At 69.3% G+C, this 25944-nt stretch carries 20 protein-coding genes; 7 read left to right on the top strand and 13 right to left on the bottom strand.

Features of this window, described 5'->3' with window-relative positions; translation table 11 throughout:
- Position 1 precedes the first annotated feature (1 nt).
- The 5 genes from KGQ19_RS02025 to KGQ19_RS02005 all read right to left on the bottom strand — a co-directional run bounded on the left by KGQ19_RS02025 (position 2) and on the right by KGQ19_RS02005 (position 5372).
- Complete coding sequence (locus tag KGQ19_RS02025) at positions 2-1234, bottom strand: YncE family protein (RefSeq protein ID WP_212007300.1); 1233 nt, start codon at positions 1232-1234, stop codon at positions 2-4.
- Positions 1235-1268: 34 nt separating this feature from the next.
- Positions 1269-2708 (bottom strand): alkaline phosphatase family protein, encoded by a 1440-nt coding sequence (locus KGQ19_RS02020; protein ID WP_212007299.1) that lies wholly within the window; start codon positions 2706-2708, stop codon positions 1269-1271.
- A 158-nt stretch (positions 2709-2866) separates the two neighbouring features.
- Positions 2867-3460: a TetR/AcrR family transcriptional regulator C-terminal domain-containing protein gene (locus KGQ19_RS02015; RefSeq protein ID WP_212007298.1), complete on the bottom strand. Its 594-nt coding sequence runs from the start codon at positions 3458-3460 to the stop codon at positions 2867-2869.
- A gap of 13 nt (positions 3461-3473) precedes the next feature.
- Positions 3474-4289 carry an SDR family NAD(P)-dependent oxidoreductase gene (locus tag KGQ19_RS02010; RefSeq protein WP_212007297.1) on the bottom strand — a complete coding sequence of 272 codons (816 nt, stop codon included), beginning with the start codon at positions 4287-4289 and terminating at the stop codon, positions 3474-3476.
- Between the two features lie 102 nt (positions 4290-4391).
- A complete protein-coding gene (locus KGQ19_RS02005) occupies positions 4392-5372 on the bottom strand; it encodes an aldo/keto reductase (RefSeq protein WP_212007296.1) in 981 nt (326 codons plus the stop codon).
- On the opposite strand from KGQ19_RS02005, the gene KGQ19_RS02000 reads away from it, so the two are divergent.
- Positions 5360-5755, top strand: a complete 396-nt coding sequence (locus tag KGQ19_RS02000; protein ID WP_212007295.1) for an MmyB family transcriptional regulator — start codon at positions 5360-5362, stop codon at positions 5753-5755. The two genes, KGQ19_RS02005 and KGQ19_RS02000, sit on opposite strands and share 13 nt — an antisense overlap.
- Before the next feature lie 75 nt (positions 5756-5830).
- Here KGQ19_RS02000 and KGQ19_RS01995 read toward each other — a convergent pair whose 3' ends face one another.
- Complete coding sequence (locus KGQ19_RS01995) at positions 5831-7003, bottom strand: zinc-binding alcohol dehydrogenase family protein (RefSeq protein WP_212007294.1); 1173 nt, start codon at positions 7001-7003, stop codon at positions 5831-5833.
- A 131-nt stretch (positions 7004-7134) separates the two neighbouring features.
- Between KGQ19_RS01995 and KGQ19_RS01990 the strand changes: the two genes are divergently transcribed.
- Both KGQ19_RS01990 and KGQ19_RS01985 read left to right on the top strand, forming a co-directional pair.
- The gene (locus KGQ19_RS01990) at positions 7135-7722 is read left to right on the top strand and encodes a TetR/AcrR family transcriptional regulator (RefSeq protein WP_212007293.1); all 588 of its coding nucleotides are present in this window, start codon (positions 7135-7137) and stop codon (positions 7720-7722) included.
- A gap of 212 nt (positions 7723-7934) precedes the next feature.
- On the top strand, positions 7935-8411 hold the full coding sequence (locus tag KGQ19_RS01985; RefSeq protein WP_212007292.1) for a DUF5994 family protein: 477 nt from the start codon (positions 7935-7937) through the stop codon (positions 8409-8411).
- Positions 8412-8529: 118 nt separating this feature from the next.
- On the opposite strand, the gene KGQ19_RS01980 is transcribed toward KGQ19_RS01985, so the two are convergent.
- Together KGQ19_RS01980 and KGQ19_RS01975 are read right to left on the bottom strand one after the other, a co-directional pair.
- Positions 8530-9690, bottom strand: a complete 1161-nt coding sequence (locus KGQ19_RS01980; protein ID WP_212007291.1) for a glycosyltransferase — start codon at positions 9688-9690, stop codon at positions 8530-8532.
- Positions 9691-9946: 256 nt separating this feature from the next.
- A complete protein-coding gene (locus KGQ19_RS01975; protein ID WP_212007290.1) occupies positions 9947-11443 on the bottom strand; it encodes an MFS transporter in 1497 nt (498 codons plus the stop codon).
- 313 nt (positions 11444-11756) lie between these two features.
- On the opposite strand from KGQ19_RS01975, the gene KGQ19_RS01970 reads away from it, so the two are divergent.
- Both KGQ19_RS01970 and KGQ19_RS01965 read left to right on the top strand, forming a co-directional pair.
- Positions 11757-12485 (top strand): GntR family transcriptional regulator, encoded by a 729-nt coding sequence (locus tag KGQ19_RS01970; RefSeq protein WP_212007289.1) that lies wholly within the window; start codon positions 11757-11759, stop codon positions 12483-12485.
- Between the two features lie 177 nt (positions 12486-12662).
- A complete protein-coding gene (locus tag KGQ19_RS01965; RefSeq protein ID WP_212007288.1) occupies positions 12663-13790 on the top strand; it encodes an alcohol dehydrogenase catalytic domain-containing protein in 1128 nt (375 codons plus the stop codon).
- 43 nt (positions 13791-13833) lie between these two features.
- On the opposite strand, the gene KGQ19_RS01960 is transcribed toward KGQ19_RS01965, so the two are convergent.
- The 4 genes from KGQ19_RS01960 to KGQ19_RS01945 all read right to left on the bottom strand — a co-directional run bounded on the left by KGQ19_RS01960 (position 13834) and on the right by KGQ19_RS01945 (position 18011).
- Positions 13834-15600 (bottom strand): oleate hydratase, encoded by a 1767-nt coding sequence (locus KGQ19_RS01960; protein WP_212007324.1) that lies wholly within the window; start codon positions 15598-15600, stop codon positions 13834-13836.
- Between the two features lie 151 nt (positions 15601-15751).
- Positions 15752-16900: a lactonase family protein gene (locus KGQ19_RS01955; protein WP_212007287.1), complete on the bottom strand. Its 1149-nt coding sequence runs from the start codon at positions 16898-16900 to the stop codon at positions 15752-15754.
- Positions 16901-17238: 338 nt separating this feature from the next.
- On the bottom strand, positions 17239-17457 hold the full coding sequence (locus KGQ19_RS01950) for a DUF397 domain-containing protein (protein WP_212007286.1): 219 nt from the start codon (positions 17455-17457) through the stop codon (positions 17239-17241).
- 248 nt (positions 17458-17705) lie between these two features.
- Entirely contained in the window at positions 17706-18011 is a 306-nt protein-coding gene (locus KGQ19_RS01945; RefSeq protein ID WP_212007285.1) for a hypothetical protein, read from the bottom strand.
- A 463-nt stretch (positions 18012-18474) separates the two neighbouring features.
- Here KGQ19_RS01945 and KGQ19_RS01940 point away from each other — a divergent pair, with 463 nt between their 5' ends.
- The gene (locus tag KGQ19_RS01940; protein WP_212007284.1) at positions 18475-18963 is read left to right on the top strand and encodes a helix-turn-helix domain-containing protein; all 489 of its coding nucleotides are present in this window, start codon (positions 18475-18477) and stop codon (positions 18961-18963) included.
- Between the two features lie 162 nt (positions 18964-19125).
- On the top strand, positions 19126-22215 hold the full coding sequence (locus tag KGQ19_RS01935) for an AfsR/SARP family transcriptional regulator (RefSeq protein ID WP_307856316.1): 3090 nt from the start codon (positions 19126-19128) through the stop codon (positions 22213-22215).
- On the opposite strand, the gene KGQ19_RS01930 is transcribed toward KGQ19_RS01935, so the two are convergent.
- Positions 22212-24815 carry a tetratricopeptide repeat protein gene (locus tag KGQ19_RS01930; protein WP_212007282.1) on the bottom strand — a complete coding sequence of 868 codons (2604 nt, stop codon included), beginning with the start codon at positions 24813-24815 and terminating at the stop codon, positions 22212-22214. The two genes, KGQ19_RS01935 and KGQ19_RS01930, sit on opposite strands and share 4 nt — an antisense overlap.
- Positions 24816-25944 lie beyond the last annotated feature (1129 nt).

Here is a 25944-nt window from a genome sequence, read left to right as displayed (position 1 = left end):
ATCAGGATGCCGGCGCGAACACGATGTCGGTCGGCGCGTCGTCCAGGGCGCTGGTTCCGGGACCGCCGGGAATGGTGGACACGACCTTGCCGGACGCGGTGTCGATCACCGAGACACTGCCGGACAGGGTGTTGCCCACCCAGACCTGCGTGCCGTCCGGGGTGACGCCGATGGCGGTCGGCAGCGAGCCGACAGTGATCGCGGCGGTGGTCCGGCCGGTGCGCGCGTCCAGGACCGAGACGCTGTTGGAGTTGATGTCCGCGACGTAGAGCTTGGAGCCGTCCGGCAGAACGCCGACCGACCAAGGCTCGGCCCCGGCCTTGAACGTGTGCCGGACCGACGCGTCGCGGGTGGAGATGACCAGGACTTCGTCCTCGTCGGGGGCGGTCGCGTAGAGCTGGGATCCGTCCGGGCTCAACGCCAGACCCTGCACGTCCGAGGGCGTGTGGACGACCCCGACGGTACGCCGGGTCGCGGTGTCGACGATCCAGACGCCCTGGCCGGTCCCGACGTAGGCGCGCTTGCCGTCGGCGCTCAGGACAATGCGACGGGGCGCGGAGCCCACGGTAATAGTGGAGACGGCCTTATCCGTCGCGGCGTCGATCACCGCGACGGTGTTCGAACCGCCGGGACCGGTGTCGCCGCCGGTGACGGTGGCGTACACGGTCTTGCCGTCCGGGGACACCGCCACATCCTGCGGATAGGCGCCGACCTGGATCGTCGTGCTCTTCTTCGTCGCCACATCGAAGGCGAGCACCCCGTACTGGCCGGTGTTCGCCGCGTAGAGGGTGCGGTGGTCGGGCGAGAGCGCGATGCCCATGGCCGAGTCGGTGCCGTAGGTCGGGCCCTGGGTACCGGTGCGGGTGTTGAACGTGGCGACCGCGCCGCCGCCGGCCGCGGCCACGTAGACCTGATAGCCGGCCGCGCCGACCGCCGCCGCCGGCACCGCGTGCGAGACCTGGTCGGCGTCGGAACGCCGCGGGCCGGCGGAACTGTTGGCGGCACCGATGGCGATGGCGCCCGCGGCGACGACGGCGATCGCGGCGACGGAGCCCGCCACCCGCAGGCTCCGACCGCGCGGGGCGTTCTCGGTGGCCGGCTCGACGACGATTTCGAGCACGTCGGTCTCACCGATCGCGTAGTGCATGTCGCGCACGTCGGGCGTGTCGCGCACGTCGGGCGTGTCGGGCGTGTCGGTCCCGGCGCCCGGAGTCTGTGAACTGTCGTTGGACATGCTGGATCCTCCTGTCAGTTCTACGGAACGGACGCTAGACGCCGGGCCGGGGACGCGGACGGCTGCCGCGCTGCTGTCCCGGCATCGACTGGTCGGCACCGGGCAGCGCCGGGGCGGGCAACGTCGCGATCTCCTGAACCGCGCGGGCCAGCGGACGCTTGGTGTCGGGAAGCTGCGGGGCGCTGCGGACCGGGAAGCCCAGCGCGGAGGTCAGGTCGCTGAAGGTGTCACGGCGCCAGTCGGTGATGTTCGGGATCCGCACCCCGGTCAGCCGCTCCAGGAACTGCAGGGTGGAGGTGTGATCCGAGGTCGCGCTGCTGATCCAGCCGCCGGCGGTCCACGGGGAGACGATGACGCACGGCACCCGGAACCCGCCGCCGATCGGTACGCCGTCGACGAACTCCCCCGCGGTCCCGGCCGGCGGGGTCGGCGGCGGCACGTGGTCGAACAGGCCGTCGTTCTCGTCGTAGTTCAGGATGAAGACCGTCTTGGCCCACACGTCCGGGTTCGACGCGATGGCGTCGATCTTGCGGGCGACGAAGTCCGCGCCGGCCGCCGGGGTGTAGTCGGGGTGCTCGGACTGCCAGCTGGTCGGCAGGATCCAGGAGACCGTGGGCAACTGGTCGTGCGCGGCGTCGTGCTCGAACCGGTCGGAGGAGTAGCTGCGCAGGGCGTTCTGATACAGCGGCGAGGAGACCGGCGCGTTGACGTACTTGTCGAAGTACTCCAGGACGTTGGTGCCGTAGTTGTCCACCTCCTGATAGACCCGCCACGAGACCCCCGCCTCGGTCAGCGCCTCAGGATAGGTCTTCCACTTGTACAGCTCGTTGTGCTGGTTGCTGGTGATGGGACCGCCGCCCACGCCCTCGGGGTCGATCCAGGCACTCATCAGGTACAGCCGGTTCGGCCACGTCGGCCCCATCAGCGAGCAGTGATAGTTGTCCAGGATCGTGAAGTTCTTCGCCAGCGCGAAGTGGAAGGGGATGTCGTCCTCGGTGTAGTAGCCCATGGTGTACGGGCCGTTCTTACCGTCGGCCGCACGGTGCGCCGGCAGCCAGTTGTCCATCTTGCCGCCGTTCCACGCACTGTGCTGAACGCTCCAGGCGTGGCTGGTGGACGGGATCGCCTGCGCGCTGCTGGTGGAGGTGTTCAGATGGAACGGCAGCGTGTAGCCGTCAGGATTCTGCGGATCCGGCTGGTGGAAGACCGACTTGCCGGTACTCAGCGTCAACGCGGCGGGATCCGCGAAGCCACGCACCCCCGGCAGCGTGCCGAAGTAGTGGTCGAACGACCGGTTCTCCTGCATCAGGATCACAACGTGCTTGATGTCGGACAACCGGTTCGGCCGCCCGGTCCGGGACGGGGTGGCGGCCAGCGCCCGCTGCACGTTCTGCGGCAGGAACTCCGCGGCCAGGGCTGCCCCGCTCAGCGCTCCAGCCGAGGTGAGGAGTCTGCGTCGGGAGATGTCGGGCATCAGAGGGTCTCCTTAGCCGTGACGATCGGGAAGAACATCCACGCGGAGCCTTATCGCAGTGCCCCGACACAGTATTGCTCGCGGGCAACGCGGAGATGATGGTTGAGCGACGAAACGGGACACGACACCCGTGAAGATGGCATCGGTCGAAAAGGGCTTCAAGCGCCAGGGGGCAGTAACCGCGACAGCCCGTACTGGAAACGGTCGTCGAAGGAGTCCGCGACCATGAGGTGCTCGCCGATCCGGGCCAGGGACGGGTAGCTGCCGGTGGCGACGAGTTCGTCGAACGAGCCGCGGGGGTCGGCCGACGGCGTCTGCTGTTCCTGGGTCAGGCCGAGCGTGAAGTAGACGATCGCCCAGCACAGCCGCGCTGCCTCTGCCTTGTCGTAGCCGGCGTCCAGCAGTGCGCCGGCCATGGTGTCGGCGACGCGCAGGGTCTTGCCGGTGCCGGTGAAGGTGCCGGCGACCAGGCGTCCGCCGTCGCGGTGGGCGAGCAGGGCGTCCCGGTAGCCGGTGGCGACGGCGCGGGCGCGTTCGACCGGTTCGTCCGGGAGGTTGGTGACGTCGACGGAGCCGACGATGTGGTCGGCCATCGTCTCGATGAGTGTCTGCTTCGTCTTCACGTAGGAGCTCACCGAGTTGAGGTGGGAGCCGAGGGTGCGGGCGACCCCGCGCAGCGTCAGCTTGTCGAGCCCTTCGGCTTCGAGCTCGGTGAACGCCGCCTCGATCACGTCGTCCAGCGTCCAGCGCATCCTCGTACCCCGTTCAGGCGCCGAACGCCGCTTGGGAGACCTCGTCCCAACGCTCCCACTCCTCGATGCGGGAAGCGTACTCGGCACGGATCACCGGGAGGGGCCCCTTGCCGAAGAAGATCCGCAGCGGCGGCTCTTCGGCGTCGACGACCGCGAGGATCGCCGCGCGGGTGGCGGTCGGCTCGCCGCGCACGCCAGCCGGCCGCTGCATGCCGGCGCGGAAGCCGTCGTAGGCGGGCAGGCGTTCGGCGTGGACGGCGGACGGTCCCGCCCAGTCGGTGGCGTATCCGGCGGGCTCCACCAGGGTGACCTTGATACCGAAGTCCGCGACCTCCTTGGCCAGGCTCGCGGTGAATCCCTCCAGGCCGAACTTCGAGGCGTGATAGACACCGAGGCCCGGCAGCGAGAAGACGCCCGCGATCGAGGAGACCTGGATGATGTGCCCGCCGCCCTGGGCGCGCAGGAACGGCAGTGCCGCCTGCGTGACCCACAGCGGACCGAGCAGATTCACCTCGATCTGCGCGCGGGCCTGGTCCTCGCCGATCTCCTCGACCATGCCGAACAGGCCGTAGCCGGCGTTGTTGACCACGACGTCCAGGCGGCCGAAGCGCTCGGCGGCCTGCCGCACCGCGGCCTGGACGGCCGCGCGGTCGGTGACGTCCAGCCGGATCGGCAGCACCTGGTCGCCATAGGTCTTGACCAGGTCGTCGAACGCGTCGTCGGCCCGGCTCGTCGCGGCGACCCGGTCGCCCCGTTCCAGCGCCGCCTCAGCCCACTGCCTGCCGAATCCCTTGGACGCGCCGGTGATGAACCATGTCTTCGCGGTCATGTGGTACTCCCGATCTCGATTTTGGTCACTGACCAAATGCTGGTCTCAGTGAAGTTGGTCAGCGACCAAAAGTCAACCGGGGCCGGGGTCAGAAGGTCGGGGTCAGAAGAACGTGGGCTGGCGCGTGACGTAGGGCTCTTCGAGGGAGGCGATCTCCTCGGCGGTGAGCTCGATGTCGAGCGCGGCGACGGCGTCAGCGAGGTGGTGCGGCTTGGTCGCGCCCACGATCGGGGCGGAGACCACCGGGTTCTTCAGCACCCAGGCCATCGCGATCTGTGCCATCGACACGCCGCGCGCATCGGCGATGCGCTGGACGGCCTCCACGATCGCCCGGTCGCTGTCCAGGAAGATCGGCCGGTCCTGGTCGTCGACCGTCCGGCCGATCTCCGCGCGCTGCGTGGAGCGCTCGTCCCAGGGCCGGGTGACGATCCCCCCGCCCAGCGGGCTCCACGGGATGCTGCCCACGCCCTGGTCGGCGAGCAGGCCGAACATCTCGCGCTCCTCCTCGCGGTGGATCAGGCTGTACTGGTCCTGCATGGAGATGAAGCGGGTCCACCCGTTGGCCTGTGCGGCGAACTGCATGATGGCGAACTGCCAGGCCCACATGGACGAAGCGCCGATGTAGCGGACCTTGCCCGCCTTGACCACATCGTGCAGCGCCTCCATCGTCTCCTCGACCGGCGTCTGCGGGTCGAAGCGGTGGATCTGGTAGAGGTCGACGTAGTCGGTGTCCAGGCGCCGCAGCGAGGCGTCGATCTGCTCCATGACGGCCTTGCGGGACAGGCCCGATCCGCCCGGGCCCTGATGCATCGGCGCCCACAGCTTGGTCGCCAGGACGACGTCCTCACGCTGGGTGTACTTGCGCAGCGCGCGCCCGACGATCTCCTCGGAGGTGCCCAGGCCGTAGATGTTCGCGGTGTCCCAGAACGTGATGCCGAGCTCGACCGCCTGGCGGAAGATCGGCTCGGCCGCGTCGTCGTCGAGGACCCAGGCCAGCCTTTTGGCAGGGTCGCCGAAGCTCATACAGCCCAAGGCGATCCGGCTGACCTTGAGCCCTGACGTTCCCAGTCGTGTGTACTCCATGTCTCCAGCCTGGCACGGGTCGCCGCCTCCGGCCCGATCCTCGCGACCCCCACGACAGAGCCCTGACCGAACTGGTCGGCGAGCTCTCCACCCAAAGCGGCCTGTTCCGCACCCGCTGGGCCGCCCACGACGTCCTGCTGCACCACGGCGGCGTCAAGCAGATCCACCACCCGGTCGTCGGCGAACTCACCCTCGGCTACGACGCCCTGGAACTGCCGGCGGACACCGGGCTGACCATCATGGCCTACAGCGCTGAACCCGCCACGCCCACGCGCGATGCCCTGGACCTGCCGGCCAGCTGGGCCGCGACCGTCGACCGGGACAGCGGCTCCGATTCGCGGACTCATCCCGCTCCCCCGCCGCGGCCCGGCGCCCCCGCCTGAATCCGTAACGGCTATCGGCCAACGAGCTGCCTATAGCCGTGACAAGGCTGAATCGAAACCAGGCCGTGCGGGCCCTCAGTCGAGGGTGACGACGACCTTGGCGGCCGAGACGCCCTTGAGCTGTACGTCCATGGCGTGCTGGAAGTCTTTGACGCCGTGCCCGACGACCATCGGTTTGGGTGCGGCCGCGTATCGGCCCTCGGCCAGTGCGGCGGGCAGGAAGTCGCGGTAGACGGCGAGGCTGACCTCGTTGGCCTTCAGTGAGGTGCCGAAGATGTACTTCGTCCGGACTCCGCGCCGGCGGGCCGCGAGCTGGAGGCCGATGTTGCCGCCGATCATGCGGCCGATCATGCGCGGGCGGGCCAGGCGGCCGGTGTTGTCGGCCGGGGCGAAGGAGACCGGCGGGGTGGCGATCGAGACGAACTTCGTGCCCTGGCATGCCCCGGCGATCCGCACGCAGGCCGCGGCGCCGGTGGTGCCGAAGGCGATCGCGCCGGCCAGCGTGCGGCCGGCGAAGGCGGCGGTGATGTCGGCCACGGCGTCCGGGCTGTTGTAGTCGAAGACGCGGGCGGCGCCCAGGGACTGGACGTACTCGAAGTTGCGCGGCGAGCAGGTGGCGATGACCTCGTACCCGGCGGCCGCGGCGAGTTGGACGGCGTTGCCGCCCACGCTGGTGGCGCCGCCCCACACGAGCACGGTCTGCCCGGTCGGCTCGGGCCTGGCCGACGGGTGCCGCAGTGCCAGGTGGTCGGTCTGGAACAGGGCGACCGAGGCCGTCGAGACCGCCATCGGCAAGACCGCGGCCTCGGCGAAGGGCATCGTGTCCGGAAGGGGACTGGCCATGCGCTCCAGCGCGACTGTGTACAGCTGGAAGGCGCCTTCGGCAGCGCGGTCGGCGTCCTTGTCGGTGCCGACCGCGTGGGCCAGTACCCGGTCGCCGGCCTGGAACCGGGTGACGGCCGCGCCGACCTCGACGACTTCGCCGGCGACGTCCGAGCCCAGCACCGTCGGGTAGCCCAGCCAGCGGTAGGCGAAGGGCTCGACCTGGATGATCCAGTCCAGCGGGTTGACCCCGACGGCGCGGTTGCGGATGACGATCTGGTCAGCGGCGGGCGGGGTGTAGGGGGCGGGCCCGACTTCCAGTCGGGCGCGCTTGGCCGGTATCCAGGCCGCGGTGTTGACGGCGGTGTTGACGGCGGGCTCAGCAGCGGGGTCGGCAGCTCTGTTGGCAGCGGGGTCGGTGCTCACGGGCCTTCTCCTTCCGGATCAGTGACTGCACTGAGTGCATTGCACGGGGTGCAGTCACGAGTCTGGCACGGGACTACACCAAGTGCAATCACTGATGGCACCAGGTGCACTCACCGGGTAGGCTGGAGCCCATGGGACGCTGGGAACCGAACGCCGTGCAGCGGCTGCAACAAGCTGCCTGGAAGCTGTTCGCCGAGCGTGGATACGCCGACGTGACCGTCACCGAGATCGCCGAGCGGGCCGGGCTGACCAAGCGCTCGTTCTTCAACCATTTCGCGGACAAGCGGGAAGTCCTGTTCGCCGGAGCGCAGGGCTTCGAAGCGGACATCCTCGGCTACCTGGCCGAAACCGACGCCGACGCCGAACCCATCGACGCGGCCATCGCCGCCCTCACCCGCGGCGGCCTGGACCTGACGCCGTACCGGGAACCCGCCCGCATCCGACGGGGCCTGATCGCCTCCTCGACCGAGTTGCAGGAACGCAACTTGATCAAGATGGCGTCCCTCACCGCCGCCATCGCCGAAGCCCTGGGCGAGCGCCGGGTCCCGGCCAGGACCGCCGCCTTCGCCGCGCAGGCCGCGGTCGCCGCCTTCGACGCCGCCTACGACGACTGGGCCGCCGACGCCACGGCGGACTTCAGTGCGCTGATGCGGCAGGCGCTGTCCGACCTGCGCCACGCGGTCGACGCCGCACACGACGAGGAACCGCCACAGAGCTGAGCGACCCGTCGCGACCTTCGCGACCTTCGCGACCTTCGCGACCTTCGCAGCCTTCGCGACCAGCGTCTTCGGCCCCGGCCACACCCTGGGACGCGCGGTCTGACAGGCGTATGATGCTCCCAGCCGAGGACATGTCGTACATCGGTAGCCGAATTGGTGTCGCCCTGGGTTCACGATCGGTCTCTCACCAGATCAGACGGGCGGCGTCCGGCATGACGGACAGCTTCTTCCCCGTAAGGCCTCTGCCCGGGCCCGGACCCCGGCCCTTCGCCACCGACTGTCTGCCCCGCCTGGTGCTCGAACCGGCGATGACGGGCACCGGACTGTTCGACGGGGCGTGGTGGCCGCGGTCCAGCGACATCGCGGCGGAACTTCCGGACCTGATCACCGCGCTCGGCGCCCATCTGGGCCGGATCCGCCGGGTCGCGCTGGACACCGGGTTCTGGGACAGCGTGCCGCGCTCGATCATCGTGAACGGGGACCTGGTCCGGATCGGCTGGCCGGCCGCCAGCGCGGGGACCATCAGCCTCAGTGTCGGGATCCTGGATCACCGGCTCCTGCTCGTCGTGCCGCCGGAGACGGCCCGGAGCACCGCGGCCGCCGCGATGGCCGGTGCGGCGACGACGGGGAACCACACCCCGGCCGCCGAGTTGCTCAGCTGGGACGGCAACGGCTCATTCGGGTGCTGAGCCCGTCCGACGGCGGCGTACGGCCGGTGACCGGCTGCGGCTGTCACCCCGCGACCGCATCGCGGCTACAGCACAATCACACCGCGATCAAACCAATCACACCGCGATCATGCAGCGATCATGCGGCGATCCCGGCACGAGCCCGGAGCAGCGAAGTGGCCAGCGTCCGGTAGGAGTCGGCGACGGCGGACCAGTCCAGGGCCGGGGCGAGGCGGCCGCTGGCGGCCGTCATGGACGCCGCCGTGGCGGGCTGGGTCAGGACGGTGCGAAGGGCCCCCGTCATGGCGGCGGCATCCCCGTGCGCGACGAGCAGCCCGGAGCCGTCCGCGAGGAGTTCGACGGCGTGCGGGAACCGGGTGGCGACGATCGGGCGGCGGGCCGCGACGGCCTCGATGAGGACGCCGGAGGTCGCCTGCTCGGTCGACTCGTACGGCAGCAGCACGACGTCGGCCGCGCGCACGAGGTCCATCAGCGATTCCGCGTTGCGGTACTCCGGTGCGAACTCCACGTCGGCGCTGACGCCCAGTTCCTCGGCCCGGCCGACCAGGGAGTCGCGATAAGCCTCGCCCTCACGTGCCAGGACCTTGGGATGGGTCTGGCCGGCGACCAGGTAGCGCGGCGCGGGATCCAGGTCGGTCAGGCCGGCGAAGGCCTCGATCGCCGCCTCGATGCCCTTGCCCGGTCCGAGCAGGCCCCAGGTCAGGATCAACGGACGCTTCGGGCGCGGGTCCGGCGGGCTGAACGGGTTGAACGAGGCCGGCGGGGACAACCGCCGGCCGGTCAGCGCGCCGTGCGGGATGATCGAGACCTTGGCCGGGTCGATCAGGTATCCCTCCTGGAGACGGCGCGCGGCGGTGGCGGACATGACCACGACCGCGGCGGCGGAGTCCGCGATCCGCTCCAGCACCTGGCGCTGGCGCGCGGACGGGGCGGACAGCACCGTGTGCAGCACGACGATCGTCGGAACCGTCACCTCGGCCAGGACGTCGAGCACCTCGGCGCCGTCCGGACCGCCGTAGACGCCGTACTCGTGCTGCACGAGGGCGATGTCGAAGCGGTTGAGAACCGCGGCGGCGGTGGACGGGCCGCCCGGCGAGCCGTTGACCAGGTTGGCGACGACGTCCGGATGGACCTCGGCCGACAACTGGTCCACGACTCGGACCACGCCGGCGCGGTCCCGGAAGCCCTGGGCTGTGAGGTGGCGGAGCAGCGCGGAGCTGAACGTCGCCAGCCCGCAGTGGGTGGGCGGATACGTGCTGAGAAAGCCATAGGTGGTCACAGCGGGGTCCTCACTACTTCGTGATCTGCGAAACGCTCGACCGAACGACCGGCGCGACGGTTCAAAGCTCTGCTCGTCGCAAGAACCTCAAGGCGATCGCGACATCTCAGCGATCACGACCCTGACCGGGTACCAAAGCGCGGGGCAGTCGGCCCCGCTGTGCCGGTGGGTTGCACCGTCACTTTACGGCGGTGTCGGCCCCCACTGTACCAGCCAGCCGGACGTCAAGCGGGCAGCGGCCGCTGCGGCGCACCGCTTACGCGAGCGCTGGTTCGGGCGTCCGAGCCTCGGTCACGTCGAGGTCGCCCAGTGCCGAGTCCTTCGGCTCGCGCAGGACCAGGGTGGTGGCGATGCCGAGCAGGAAACAGATCCCGGCGATCAGCGTCACCACGCGAAGCCCGTAGTGGGCCAGGACCACCGGTGTGTACAGGGCCCCGAGGAAGGCCCCGATCTTGGCGATGCCCGCGGACAGGCCGTGCCCGGTGGAGCGGACGGCCGTGGGATAGCTCTCGGCGGCCAGCAGCATGGTGGTGTAGTTCGGCCCGAGCGCGATTCCGAACAAGGAGACACCGAAGACCAGGGCGAAGGGTACGACGGTGTGTGTCAGGCCACTGAAGGAGGCGATCAGGAGCATGGAGGCGGCGCTGCACCCGAAGCCGATGATCTGGAGCGGTCGGCGCGGGATCCGATCGAGGATCGCCAGCCCGATCAGGGCGGCGGTGAGGCTGAAGCAGAGCACGAGTGCGGCGTTGATCGCGATGTTGCGGATGGTCGTGGTCTTGGGGGCGATGCTCGCGATGAGCAGGGGCTGGCTGACGGAGTTGCCGTAGACGGCGACGTTGAAGAAGAACCAGCTGCCGGCGGTGCCGAGCAGGGCTATCAGGAACGAGCGGCTGCGCAGGACGTCCAGGCCCAGACCCAGACCCAGGCGCGGACGCGAACGCGGGCTCGCCGCGGCCGGTGCGGCCGGTGCGGCCGGTGCCGCGGTGGCAGCGGTGCCAGCGGTGGCAACAGCAACGGCCGCACCCGAAGCGGCGGCGACCGCGTCACGGCCGACGGCGCGGCCGGCGTAGTGGGCCAAGTCCACGGCGGCCTGCCCGGCGTCACCGGCGACGGCCACCGTCCAGCGCGGCGATTCGGGCATGTGGCGGCGGTTCCACAGGACGAACAGGGCCGGCAGCGCGCCGAGGCCCAGCACGACCCGCCACGCCACGTGGTCCGGGGTGCCGACGGCGATGATCAGCAGGGCCACGAGATAGGCGGCGACCTGGCCGAGCACGTAGAACAGGAAGGTGAGGCCGACCAGCTTGCCGCGGTTGCGGCGGTTGGCGAACTCGGCCATGATCACGCCGCTGGCCGGGTAGTCGCCGCCGATGCCCAGGCCCAGGATCACCCGGCCGACCATGAGCACTGTGAAGTTCGGGGCGAACGCCGAGAGCAGGGCACCGATGATCATCAGAACGGCTTCGAGGCCGTAGATGCGGCGCCGGCCCAGCAGGTCGCCGAGCCGGCCGAACAGCAGCGCCCCGCCCGCCACGGCCAGCAGGGTGGAGCTGGTGACCAGCGAGACCTGCCCGGCCACCAGGTGGAACTGCGGCTTGACCAGCAGCATCACCGTGCCGATCACGTTCAGGTCGTAGGAGTCGGTGAAGAAGCCCGCGCCGGCGACGACCGCGGCCTTGAGGTGGAACGTGCTCAGCGGGGCGTCGTCCAGGATCTGTTGGACACCGGCGGGCGGGGTGTCGGTGGTCACGGCGGTCTCCTGATGCTGGGGGTGGGGTGCTGGACATGCGGTGGCAGGCCTGCTGTACCTGGCTTGCAGTGCTGTGAGCAGACAGTGGCAGGCACCGAGATCCCGGTCAATGACTTGTACTTACAAGTCACCGACAGTTCACCTTGCCGGAGACCCAGGCAGTGCGGTGGATAACAGGAACGCACTGGCCAAATGCGCACGGCGAACCAGCCGCCCCTGCTTCGAAGCTCGATCTTGTCACTACACCTTCCGACCCGATCTCGCCTCGCGCCCAGGAATCACTCACCACCGCCCGCCTGTAGGGTCGTCAGTCGTGAAGGAGTCCTTGCACGGCACCGTGGCGGCCGAGTTGCGCCGCCGCATCCGCAGCGGCGAGATCGGCGTCGGGGAGTCGCTGCCGTCGGAGGCCGAGCTGTGCGAGGAGTTCTCCGCCTCACGGACTCCGGTGCGCCAAGCCCTGGCCGTACTGCGCGAAGAGGGTCTGATCGGCGGCGGCCAGGGGCGGCGTTCGCTGGTGCTGGACGCGGTGCCGGCCCAGCCGTTCGAGTCGTTCCTGTCCTTCACGATGCGCGCCGAACTCACCGGCCAGGTGCCGGGTCAGCGCCTCCAGGAGATCGCCCTGCGCCGCCCGGATCCGGCGGTGGCCGCCGCGCTGGAGCTCGACGCCGACGCGATGGTGGTCCAGCTTCTGCGGCTGCGGCTGCTGGACGGCCGGCCGGCGATGCTGGAGCGGATGACCTACACCGAGGCGGTCGGCCGTCCGCTGCTCAGCGCGGACCTGGACGCGGGCTCCATCTACGCGGTGCTCACCGAGCAGGGCACCGATCTGGCGGCGGCACGGCACACCTTCGACGCCGTCGCCGCGGACGCCACCGACGCCGAGCTGCTGGAAGTCGGTGTCGGTTCCCCGCTGCTGCGCGAACGTCGCGTGACCACCGATTCCCAGGGCGTGCCGATCGAGTGGTCCGACGACCGGTACCGGCCGGACGTGGCGACCGTGACCGTCACCAACACCCGCGGTACGCGGACGGCGAGGCTGTGAGGACCGGCGACGGTATCTCAACACCGCCTTCCTGTCATGACATCTGAGTCGTCCAAGACCTGAACACTCTGCGACCAGACGCCCCTCGTGGTCGCTCCTTGCCTGCTCCAGGCCTGGAAAAGGGCTGTCGTACCGGGCGCCGTTGATTTTCTCAGCTTCTCATGACAAGTTCGGCTCATGACCTCTTCGATGGAAACCGTCCCGGTCCGCTACGCCCGGTGGGACGGCGTCGGCAGCCCCTTCCGCGTGGTCTGCGCAGACACTCCCCTGGTCCCCGGCCCCGGCGCGCTGCTGGTGCGGATCGACCTGGCCACGGTCTGCGGCAGCGATCTGCACACGGTCGGCGGGCACCGGCCCTCCCCGGTCCCGGCACTGCTGGGCCACGAGCAGGTGGGGACCGTTCTCGGCGTGGGTGCCGGCGGCGTGCGGTGCGTCGACGGGACGCCCGTGGTCCCCGGCATGCGCGTGGTCTGGTCGGTCACCGCGTCCTGCGGATCGTGCGAGCGCTGCGATCGGGGACTGCCGCAGAAGTGCCTGCGGCTGCGCAAGTACGGGCACGAACCCCTGGTCGAAAGCGCCCCGCTGACCGGTGGCTTCGCAACCCACTGCGTGGTCCTGCCCGGCACCGCCGTCGTCGCCGTCCCCGCGGACCTGCCCGACGAGGTGGCCAGCCCCGCGTCCTGCGCCACCGCGACCGTCGCCGCGGCGCTCGCCGTCGCGGGGCCGCTGGCCGGCCGGCGGGTTCTGGTCACCGGGGCGGGCATGCTCGGCCTGACGGCGACGGCGATGGCCGCCACCGCCGGCGCCCACGTGGAGGCCGTGGATCCGGACCCGGTCCGCCGCGCCCAGGCCCTGGCCTTCGGCGCCGCCGGTGCGCACGCCGCCACCACTGCCGCTGCCGCTACCGCTGCCGACGCCGCCACCAACACCACCAACATCACCGCCGACGGAATCCGCGAATTCGACGTGGCGCTAGAGTTCTCCGGCCAGGCGACCGCCGTGCAGGCCTGCCTGGACTCCCTCACCGTGGGCGGCACGGCGGTCCTGGTCGGATCCGTGTCCCCGGGCGCACCGGCGAGCCTGGATCCGGAACGCGTGGTGCGTGGCCTGCACACCGTGATCGGCGTCCACAACTACCGGCCCGCGGACCTCGCCACCGCGGTGCGGTTCCTGGCCGACCACCACCGCACCTTCCCGTTCGCCGACCTCGTCGGCGGGACCTACGAACTGGACCGCGTGGACGCGGCGCTCACCGCGGCGCGGACCGCCGCGGCACCTCGCCAGGCGGTGGCGCCGCGGGTATGACGCCGCGGGTGTGACAGCGAGATCTGCCACCTCTCGGACGCACTCACTCGTCGCCGACGAGTCCCGCGTCCTTGAGGAGTTCCCCGACCTCGTTGGTGTCCAGCTTGCGGCCCAGCCATTTGCGGAGCTTGGCCGGGCCACGCAGGGTCAGCTCCTTCCCGTCACGCAGCCGGGTGGTGGCGGCCAGCAGGGCACGGACGTCGTACGTGGAACCGAAGACCTCCGGCACGCCACGATCGACGCCGAGCAGCCGGTAGACGGCTTCCATGCCGGTGCGCACGGAGTACTCGGTGGTGAAGATGCAGTCGCGGGTGGTCTCGGCGAACTGGCCGATGAAGGCGAAGTTCACCGCGCCCTCCGGCACCACGTCGGGCCGGTCGCCGGCCTTGCGCGGCATGAAGAACGCGGTCACGTACGGCATCATCACCGGCACGCAGGTCGCGGCCTCGGCGGCCAGCTCCGGGATGTCCTCGACCGGCACGCCCAGGTGATACAGCCACTCGGCGGTGATCTCCTCGCCGGTGCACTCCTGCATCGGCTTCTTCACGTAGTCGCCGGGCTTGTCGACGAACAGCGAATACACCCACACCACCAGTTGGTCCCGCGGCTGCTGCTTGAAGTGCGGCTGTCGGTTCACCGTCCAGGACAGCAGCCAGGCCGAGTCCTTGGCGGTGACGATGCCGCCGGTGACGACCCGCCCGCTGAACGGGTCCCGCCGGCAGATCTTCTCGATGTACGCCGGGATCCGCCGGTCCAAGGTGGTGACGGTCGCCGATTCCCACTTGGTCTCCGGGATGTGGGCGCCGAACACGTCGGGGCGGCCGAACGCCGGGTCCTTGGCTGCGATACGGCGCCACAGGTCCCACGCCGGAGCGGGGCCGGTGTCCAGCCGGGCCGGGGTGTGGTGGTCGCCGTCGTCGGAGTTCTCGGTCAGCGAGCCGATGGTCATGAGCAGCAGGTCGTTCTCGCCGAGGCCGACGCCGCCGGGCGTGCCGCCGCTGACCCAGCGGATCCGGGTGGCCTGCTTGCGCTCGCCGGTGATGTGGAAGTCGACGTCGGTGACCTCGGTGTCGAACATGAACGTGACGCCCTGGTCCACCAGCCACCGGTACAGCGGCAGCACCAGGGACTCGTACTGGTTGTACTTGGTGAACTTCAGCGCCGAGAAGTCCGGCAGACCGCCGATGTGGTGGATGAACCGGTGCAGGTACAGCTTCATCTCCAGCGCGCTGTGCCAGGTCTCGAACGCGAACATGGTGCGCCAGTACAGCCAGAAGTTGCTGGCGAAGAAGTCCGCCCCGAAGACCTCGTCGATCCGCTTACCCTCCATCTGCTCCCGGGTGGCCAGGAACACCTTCACGATGTCCTTCTGCGCCGCGTCCGACAGGGTGAACTGCCCGTCGGTGTGCGCGTCCTCGCCCTGCTTCCAGGTGGCGCGGCACAGGGAGGAGTTCGGGTCGTCCTTGTTCAGCCAGTAGAACTCGTCCAGAACGCTGGCCCCGTCGACCTCCATCGACGGGATCGACCGGTACAGGTCCCACAGGCACTCGAAGTGGTTCTCCATCTCCCGGCCGCCACGGATCACAAAGCCCTTCTTCGGCTTCTCGATACCGTCCAGGGCGCCCCCGGGCAGCTTCAGGCGCTCCAGGATCGTGATCCGGTCGCCGGACATCTGTCCGTCGCGGATCAGGAAGGCCGCGCCGGCCATCGAGGCCAGGCCCGCACCCACGAACCACGCCGTCTTGTCCTCGACACCCGCCGGTTTGCGCGGCCGCGCGAACGCTTCGTAGTTCCCGTTGCTGTAGTACAAGGCGTGGTTGTGAGCAGGATCCATGATGGCAACGCTAGGCAGCGTTCTCATGCCTTGGCCTGCGGAGCTACGCCGAGCGGTCGACGTTCGCGGGTCCCGGCGGCCGGCAGACAGGCCGACCGCCGGGACCGGTTCCGCGGAGAACCTTTGTTCAGGCGGCCACGATGCCTTCGCCGCCGACGGCGTTCGGCACGGTTTCGGAACCGATCGGGCGCAGGGTGCCGTCCCGGTTGATCGCGTACCCGTCCAGGATGCCCTGGCCGCCGGTCTGCACGTAGAGGTACCGCCCGTCGTGGGACGCGGCCGAGTCGACGGTGCCCGGGTCGGTGGCCGCGGTGCCGATCGGCTGCAGCGAGCCGTCCTCGCCGGCGCGGTAGATGCTGACAGTCGCGCTGCCAGCGTTGGAGACGTACAACAGGTCGCCGACCGCGGTGATCCAGCAGGTCGCCGACTGGCCGGTGGCGGCGGTCTGCAGCGGCGTGAGCGTCCCGTCGCCGTTGACGCGGAACGAGGCCACGGCGTTCGGCCCGGCTTCGGTCAGATACAGCGTCCGGCTGTCCGGCCCGGTGACGAAGGCGAACGGCACCGCGCCCGGAAGGTTGGTCACCACCGGAGCCGGCGCCGGGGCACCGTCCTCGTCGAGGGCGAAGACGTCGACGTTGTCACCGTTGGCCTTGGTCGTCACGACCAGCTTGCGCCCCCGGTCGGCGAAGCCGACCTGCCCGGGGGTGTTGGTGAACTGCGGCGTGGCGTTCGGGTCCAGCCCGAGCGGACGGTTCCACGCGCGCCGCTCGCGCAGTCGGCCGTCCTCAACGGTGTATCCCTGGACCGAGCCGCCGTTCAGGGCATTGAGGACGTAGACCGCGTCATCGTGCACTGCGACGCTCACCGGGAAGGTGCCGCCGGAAGGCAGCGTCTGCCGCAGCCACAGCCGGTCTCCGTGGACGGCGAAGACCGAGACCGTGTCGCTGCCGGCGTTGACCGCGTACAGCAGCTGGTGCTCCCGGTCGTACGTCAGGGAACCCTGCGAGGCGAGGTGGTCCACCACCGACGAGCCCAGGACACCGCCGAGCCCGCCGGTGTCGTAGGCCGCGAGCGGGGTGAGGCGGCCGTCGTCGCCACGGTGGTAGGCGACGACCTGGTTGCCGGTCGTGGCATCGGTCTGGGCGAACACGACCCGGTCCGCGCCCCAGCCGAAGGCGGAATGGCCGCGTTCCGCAGCCGAGGCTGTTCCCGCCGAGATACCCGCGGCCGTGAGAACCGCCACGGCCGCGGCCCCGATACGCATGGTTGTGTGCACGTTGAATCCCTCCTGGAACCGATTGGTTTCAGGCGAAGGCTAGGCCAGCGCTCACCTCGAACCGGGAAGGCACAACCTGCGATCAGACTCCTTAGCTCGTTCAGAGCAGACAAGACTTTGACAAAAGCAGGTACTCAGATGCACCCTGCGCGGGCACGACCCGGTGCAGATCGACGACCATCCGCATCCGTAACGAAGGCCCCTGCTGACCGGCCGAGTGCCTTGTCCCGTCGGCCGATCAGCGGGACTCGTTGCGCCATGCACCGAAACGCGGCCCGTCCGGGAATCCCGGACCGGACCGCGCCTTGGTCAACAGCACAAGCTGTGACTAACAGTGCCTAACAGGGCATTTCGAACTCGTGATTGAAGACGCCCAGTTCGAACGCCTCCCACTCCGTGCGGTCGAACACCAATACCGGCCCCTCCGGCTGACGGCTGTTCCGGACCTCAGCGAGGAGGCCGCTGTCACCGTCGTCCTCCACGAACCGCACTTCCACGCAGCTCGTGCCTTGATCGCTGAAGGTGCTCTTCGACCACCCTCGACACTGTGACCCCATGGCCCTCTCCTCCCGTGAACTCCCCCACACCGCCGGGGCCCGCCCCCGGTTCGGTGACTTACCGCAGAGCCCGCCTTCGCCTTCGACACTCGGCCCTTGTTGCTGTAGACCTGTGAGCGAGCGGCGTATGTACGTGGCGTGATCCGCTACTAGAGGTATTCCGCCGGGGTTTGCAGCCCGCTTACGGATCGCTGGACGTCCAGCTTGTGCCCGTCTGCCTCATTTGATAGATCGCGACGGGCCCGGGGTCAGCAAGTGAGCGGCTGCGGCTGCTGACTGGCCTCGGCCGAATCGGGGCCGATGATCATGTGATGGATGAACGTCGCCGGCTCGACGACCGGCAACTCGTCCGCGACGACCTGATCATCCGCGCCAAGAGCCACCTCCCGCTGCGCCTGAATCTGGTCACGGGCAACAGCAACGCTCGCACGGCTGATAGCAGCGCTCGCACGCGGTGCGGCGGGCACGCTGTGGCCGAGGCTCAAACACAAGACACCCACCAGGATGGTCAGAGCACTGATGAGGGCGGTCGAGCGGCGGCATATCCGAGACATCAAGATCCTCTTCGACGGTCGTGAGCAGTCCGGGGCATCTCACGCGATCGCAGGCAGAGGCAGCCTGTCGGTCTAATGCTGTGCTTTACCTCCGGACCAGCTATCAAGCCGGCCTGGATCGCGCGTATCGCACAGTACTAGCTCCAACGAAGATCCATTTACCACAGGTATCATTTGATGCATGGTAGAGGGTGCCAGAGCAGCACCCCAGCGGTATCCGAACACAGACATCCGCCCAGATCAGGCGCGTGCGCCGGCGTCCACAGACATCGAACGAAATGGCGGGTTCGGCCGCAGAATTCGTGTGTGATTGACCACGAACGCATTGTCGGTTCGCGAGGGCTCCGCTAGGTTCCATCGGTGGCTCCGCGGGTAGGTGACCCGCGGGCGCCGACCCACGCGACGTGGCTGCTGCTCCGGTCACGTGGCATGTCGGCGGTTCTGACATGCGGGGTGTTTTCGGATGGGCTTGCGGGTCAACGCGGCGGCACAACGGCGGTTGAACGCGATCCAGGCACAGCTCCTCAGCGCGAGGCTGGCGGCCAAGATGTCGCAAGAAGCCCTCAGCGAAGCGCTCAGGGTGACGAGCAGATCGTTGCGGGACTGGGAACGGCGCTACGACTCGCCCAGCCTCGCCCACGCGTTGGACTGGGCCCAGCGGCTGGGGTTCCGCCTCGCGCTCGCCGACCGGCTCACCGACGCGACGACTCCCCCGGTCGAGGTGGAGCACCACCCGATCTGGCAGATGCAGGAGTACCGCCTGCTGGCTCCGCTCTTGAAGGCCAGGCGCCGCGTCCGCAAGATCTCCCAAACCGACCTCGGCCTGATCGTCGGGGTCACCAGATCGACGTTGCAGCGCTGGGAGGACGGCGAGCAGATGCCGCGGCTGATCGCGCTGATCGTCTGGGCTGACCGCCTCGACTACAGCGTCGAACTGAGGCCGCTGCTCTAGAAGCGCTCGGCGCTCGGCGCAGGCTCCCCGGCCGGCGCTGCTTCAAGCCACCCCGCTTGCGAAGCAAGACGGTTTGCCGCAAATTATCTCTGGGGTCTGATATAGCCCCATGCAGCCACAGTTGCAGAGCAACGTCCTGCAGCACACAAGGGGGCGCCTGGTGTGTTCACCGTTCTGGGTCCGATCGGCCTGCGCGTACGAGAACGTTTCCAGCCAGCTGGTTCCCCTAAAGAGCAGCTGGTGCTCGCAGCTTTGCTGATCGAGCGCGGCCGGGCGGTGTCTGCGCGTGCGCTCGCCGATCGGGTTTGGGACGACGATCCTCCGGACGGCTTCCGAGGCACCCTCCAGTCGTATATTTCACGCCTGCGAAGGCGGCTGCGCAATGCGGGCGAATCGGGCGAGCTCATCGCGAGCGGTCCGGCCGGATACCGGATGAACGTCTCCCTCGACCGAGTCGACGTGCACTGTTTCGACCGGCTGGTGTCGCAGGCTCAAGCCCGTGCCGAGGCCGACCCCTCCGCGGCCCGAAGGCTGTTCCGACAGGCTGAGGCGCTGTGGATCGGTGAGCCGCTGGCCGGGTTGACCGGGTCCTGGGCCACGGCTGTGCAGCGGATCCTGACCGACAAGCGCCGCGCCGCCATCCTGCGCCGTATCGAGCTGGACCTGCGTTCCGGTGCGAGCCCCGCCGAGGCGGTGGTGGAGCTGAGCGAGTTGGCGGCGACCAACCGCACCGACGAGCGGGTGGCCGGGTTGCTGATGACGACGCTGGGCCGCGACGGCCGCACCACGGACGCGCTGCGCGTCTACCGCGATTTCCGTGATCAGCTGCACAAGCTGACCGGGACCGAGCCCGGGCCGGAACTCCGGATGGTCCACCAACGGTTGCTCAACGGCTCGGCCAAGACGCAGCCGGCCGTCGACCGCCGACAAACGCCGGATGAGATCAACACCCTGGATACCGATCCCACCTTCATAGCCGGACGGGACGCCGATATCTCAGCCCTCATCGAAACCGTCGACGCCGACCTGCTCTCCGGCGCGCGAAGGGTGACGTATTCCGTCGACGGGCTCGGGGGAATCGGAAAGAGCGCTCTGGCATTGCGCGCGGCTCACCTGTTGCGCAAGCGCTGCCCCGACGGAGCGCTGCAAATCAACCTACGAACACACGACGAACACCTGCCGCCGCTGGACCCCCGCGAAGCCCTGACTCAGCTACTCGACGCGGTCGGAACTCCATTTCGCGAGTTGGGACGCGCCGACACGCTCGCGTCTCTGGCCGCCTTGTGGCGCCGGCGCACCAGCGGCAAGCGTCTGCTCCTGGTCCTCGACGACGTCCAGGACTTCGCCCAGATCGAACCGCTGCTCCCGGCCACGCCCGGCACCATCGTCCTGATCACGTCCCGGCGCCGCCTGGTCGGACCGCCCGACCTGCGCCATCTCACGGTGGCGCCGCTTTCGGACGCCGCGGCCATCGCGCTCCTGGCCCACATCACCGAGCGGGATCTGTCCGGCGACGGCGACCTCGACCGCTTCACCCGGTGCTTCGGCGGTCTGGCACTGGCGATCACGCTGGCCGCCGGCCACCTACGCGGCCGTGCGGTCTGGACTGTCGGCGACCTGGTGGACCGCTTCTCGATGATGTCGCGGGCCCTGGCCGACGACCCGCTGACCGGGCCGATCCACACCGCCTTCGCGATGTCGTACCGGGCGCTGGACGGCACGCTGCGCGACTTGCTGCGCTACGTCGCGGCCCACCCGGGAGCAGACATCGGGCTGCCCGCCGCCGCCGCGATGTCCCAAGGCGCTCTGGCCGACACCGACGCGAGACTCGACGCCCTCGTCGACCACCGGCTCCTGGACCACGCCGGGCCACACCGCTATCGGCTCCACGACCTGCTTCGCCAGTACATTCTGGCGCAGTCCGTCGAACAGCATCAGATACCGGACAACCAGCACGGTGTGGAACGGGCCATCGCCTTCTACCGCGCCGCCGCGGCCCGCGCCGACCATGCCCAGAACCCCCGCCGATGGGCGCTGCACTACCCCGCAGCCTCGACCACGCAGGACGGCGTCTTCCTCGACACCCCCGAACAGGCTCGCGCCTGGCTCGACCAGGAGCATCTCAACCTGGCCGCCCTCACCGCGTGGACGGTGCAACAGGGGCACGGCACCCTCACAGGCCTGCTGCCGCACGTACTCATCGAACACCTCGACCACCGGGGACGCTCGCACGAGGCACTGGAGTACATCGAGCAGACCCTCGCCGCGCACCTGAGTTCCGGCACGGAATCAGGCGCCGTGGCGGCCAGGCTCCTCACCGACCAGGCCGCCGTCTACATCAGGACCGACGACCTCGGCAAGGCCCTGGAATCGGCCCAAGCCGCGCTGACCGTGTGGACCGCCGACGACGATCGCTACGGCCAGGCCGACGCGCACTTCCAGATCGGCCGCGTCCACTACGTCGCCGGACGCCACGACGAGGCCGTCGCCGCCTACCGCGCCGCCGCAGCCTTGTACGGGGCACTCGGCGACAACAACCGAGTGGCCGCGGCGGAGAACCTGTGCGCCGTCGCGACCTTCTTCCAAGGACACCACGAGCAAGCCTTCGCCCTGAGCAATCACGCTCTGGATCTCGCGCGCCGCGAGAACGATCTGCGCGCGATCTGCGACGCACTGATCAATCTCGGCGAACTGCATCGCACAGTCGGCCACCAGACTCGAGCCCTGGCTTACTTCCATGAGGCGCGCGTCCTGTCCGAAAGCCTCGGCGACCCACTTGTCACAGCGGTGCTGGGCAACAACTTCGGCGCGATATACGAACACGCCGGCAACTTCCGCCAGGCACTGGCGTCTTTCGAACAGGCCCTTCACGCGTTCCGGGCCATCGGAGACCATCGCAGCGAGATCGACAGCCTCATCCTGATGGCCACCGCCCACACCCGCCTGAACGACCACACCACCGCCCTCGCAGAGCTCCGAGAGGCCGCGGCGCTGGCCGAACACGCTCGCGATCAGCGGCAACAGGCACAGATCCAACTGGCCGAAGGACACGTCTACCGGGCCAGCGGCGATACCCTTCGCGCCATCGACGCCTATCGCAACGCACTGGCTTTGGCAGAACAAGCCGCCGCGCTCATGGAACAGTCCGAAGCCCATCGGGCCCTCAGCGAAGTGTTCGCCACTACCGGTGATGATGCGCTCTCACGCGAACATCAGCAGGCTGCCCTGGCGACAGAAGAACAACTCAGCTAAGCCTCTGGCGCCTCGACATCTGCAAGGCGGGCCCGCAAGTCCGTCGCGCGCCGATCCCGGTACCCGTCAAGCAGGCCGACCGCCTCACCACGGACAGCGCTCGCCTCGGATGGCTCGCCGATGTCGGCCAAGGCCTCGGCCAGACGGCCAAGGGCTTCAGCCGTCTTGAACCGGTCGGGCAGGACACGACGCAACTGGACGGCGCGACGGTGCAAGCCTGCCGCCTCCTCAGCCCGCCCTAGAAGGCGCAGGGCACGTCCGGCGGCGGTCAGTATGCGGGCCTGCTGCCCGCGCTCGCCCAGTGCCCGGGCCAGGTTCTCGGCCTGCCACGCCGCCTCCTGGGCTTCGGCGGGGTGTCCCAGGGCTATGAGCAGTTCGGCGCGGTCGGTGAGCAGCGTCGCCTGTACCGAGGGATCGGCTCCGGTGGAGGCGTGGCGTTCGGCGGCGTCCAGGTGCTGCCGGGCCTGGTCCCATTGTTGGAGCTCGATACAGGCCCGGACGACTGTGCTGTGCGCTTCCAGAAGCATCGGGCCCTGATAGCCGGCCTCAGCGAGCCCGGCTACGCACCGCTCGCCGACTTCAACAGCGGCGGCGAAGTCTCCCTGTGCCTCCAGCACGCCCGCGCTATTGGTTCTCAGGAGCGCCGCCCAGCGCTGTTGCCCGTCGGCATCGGCCCGCTCGGTGCCCACAGTGAGTACTCGCTGAGCCTGTTCCAGGTCGCGCTGAGCGATGAGTACCAGGGCCAGGGCGTTGGCCGCCTCGGCTGCCCCGGCGGGGTCGTTCAGGGTCTCAAAGGCGTCGAGCGCGCTCCGTGCGTACTCCAGGGCCGCGGGCAGGTCGCCGCCAAGGCGCTCGGTGCTGGCCAGAGCGCGAAAGGCGCGGGCTTGGGCCCCGAGATCGTCGGCGGCGACGGCGCCGCGCAAGGCGGCCTGCGCGGTCGGCAAGCGGTCGTCGGCGGATCCGTGCGTGAAGATCAGCGGCCGAACAGTCATCGCCAACTGGAAGACGGCTTCACCGTCGCCAGCCTGTTCCAGAGCCCGGATCATGGCTTGCAGGTTGTGCCGCTCGGCGGCGTACCAGTCCGCGACACCCTGGTAGTCGGTGAAGTCCTCCGGTTCGACGCCGGGTACGGGCGGCTCCGCTGCCGCGCCGGCCGAAAGGTTGTCGGCGAACAGGGCGGCGGCACGCGCGCTGTGCAGATACCAGTCCGCGATCCGCTGGAAGGCTTCGCGCCGCTCATGTTCCGGCTCGTCGGCCGCAGCGGTATCGGCAGCGAAGGCCCTCAATAGGTCGTGGTACTGGAATCGGGCCGGGCCGGTCTGCTCCAGCAGATGCGCACCGGCAAGCACGTCCAGCATGGTGCGGGCCTTCACCTGCGAGACCCCGAGAAGCGCCGCGGCCGCCCTCGCGCCGAACTCAGGCCCCGGATGCAGTCCCAGCAGCCGGAAGGCCCGGGCTGCGATCGGCGGCAGAGCCCGGTAGGACCAGGCGAACACGGTGCGCACCGCATCGGCCTCTTGCTCGTCGTCGTCGGACGACAGCGCCTCCCACAGTCCCGACCCCGAGCGAAGCTGCGCGATCAGGTCCGGCAGCGGCATGAAGGGGCGCGCCGCCGCGCGCTCCGCGGCGATGCGCAGGGCAAGCGGCAACCGAGCACACAGCGCGGCCAACTCGGCCACCTGTTCCGGGTCGTCACCGACCCGCTCCCCGTCCGTCACGGCTTGGATCAAGTCCACCGCCGCAGCCTGGTCCAGTACGCCCACCCCTATCCGGCGGGCTCCGTCCCGGGCGGTGAGCCCGGACAGGCGGCTGCGACTGGTCACCACGACCAGAGCCCCGCCATCCCCCGGCAGCAACGGACGTACCTGCCCGACCGTGGCGGCATTGTCCAACACCACCAACACCGATCGGCCGGCCAGCAACGACCGGTACAGCCCGGCACGGCCTTCCAGGTCGGCGGGAAGGTCGCCGGCCGCTACTCCCAAAGCGCGCAGAAACAACGCCAGCGCCGTGGTGGGAGCCACCGGCGGGCCGGGGTCATAGCCACGCAGATCCACAAAGAGATCCCCACCCGAAAACGACGGGCGCACCCGGTGGGCGAATCGTAAAGCCAACGACGTCTTCCCGGCCCCGGCAGTACCGGCCACTACCACCAGCCGCAGCCCGGAACGCTTCTCGGCGGCGACAGCCAGCGCCGCCAGTTCCGCCTCGCGGCCGACGAATCCGGTCACATCCGCGCGGAGCAGATGCGGCACCGCTGCCGAGGTGGAGTCCGTATGAAAATGGATCCCGCCGGACACATCCCGAGCCTGGACGACGTCCTTCGCACTGCCCGACAGCTCGGACGACACGTCGCCCTTCGAGACACCCAGCGGATCGACCGGTCCCATCAGTGTCCCCACTTTCCCGACAGGAGCCCACACCCCATCACGAATCAGACCTCTGATGGAGATTACCCATGCCGAGCCACGCCCCACCTTGGCAATAGCAGCCAGGAAAAGGCTACGCCGACGCAGAGAGCTCGCTGGCGCCGTGCAGCAGGGGATCAAGCCACCAGCGGCGGCTGCGAACAGCGCAATGGACAAGCGCTCGTTGAACACTGGTTGAAGGTGCGCATGCCCCTGGGCTGAGGCAACGCTGCGGGATTCTGGTGCTAATGGTGGGCGTGGGGCACGGGCGGGCATGAGGCACGCCACGAGGGCTCTTCGGGGTTCGGGTCCGTTGGGGTGGAGTTTCAGGAGGGTGGAGTTTGCAGGCCAGGTTGCGATTGGGATGTGGGTTGAAAGGCGATTTTTACGGCCTTCGGTCATAGTTGTGCCGGTTCGGGGTTCGAGGCGGCGGGTGTGCTTGTCGGCTGCCGGTTCGCGCGTTCACAACCCCGCCGCACCTCAGGCCTCTTCAACTCCAGCAAGTCCGAGCAAGGGCAAGATCAACAGCAAGAGCCACAAGCTAAGGTCAAGGTCAAGGGCTGTGATGAAGGGCCGGGCCTCCGGCGGGCCTCGGCAACCTCAGGGAAACTAGCGCGGTTCCCTCGGGTGGCCGGGTGAGTCTCAGCGGCTGCGGTTTGTGAGGTGGTGCGGTCCGTTCCCCACGGTCGCGTCGTCAGCCCGGGGGGTACAGCACCGGTGTCCGGGGGTAAAGTCCGCGCGCGGCGGACATGCAGGTGGGCGGCGGTTTCGTATGGCGCGAACTTGACCCCCGGCCACCGGCACTGTAGGCGAAGCCCTGCCGACGCGACCGAGGGGAACGAACCGAAAACCAGCCGGAGAAATACAAAACGCAGGGAACGAGGACACCGGTTGGTTGATGCCGCTGCCGGTGAGGATGTGGCGGCGGGCCGGTGGTCAGCTGGTCGAGAACACGCCCGGGTGCGGTAGGCGGCATGCCTTGGCGGCTAGACCAATCTGTCATCCGGCGGCAGCCATCTTGGTGGTGGGGTCCGTCTGTCATCCGGCGGCGGCCATCTTGGTGGTCAGGCCTGTCTGTCATCCGGCGGCAGCGATCTTGGCAGCCAGATGAGCCCGCGCCCACACCTGCGGCCGCACCCGCCAGCTCGGAATGAGCACCCTGCGACTGTCGCGCTGCCAGCACCCCGACCGGCTGCCGAATCCGCCTGGCCGCCGGTAGCGAACCACTGGGCTTTGCCATTCTTCCGGCTGGTTTTCGGTTCGTTCCCCTCGGTCGCGTCGGCAGGGCTTCGCCTACAGTGCCGGTGGCCGGGGGTCAAGT

It is taken from the genome of Catenulispora pinistramenti, assembly GCF_018274385.1.
GTDB lineage: Bacteria > Actinomycetota > Actinomycetes > Streptomycetales > Catenulisporaceae > Catenulispora > Catenulispora pinistramenti.
The sequence above is the reverse complement of the archived record's forward strand: the minus strand, read 5'-3'. Positions and strand labels throughout refer to the sequence as shown.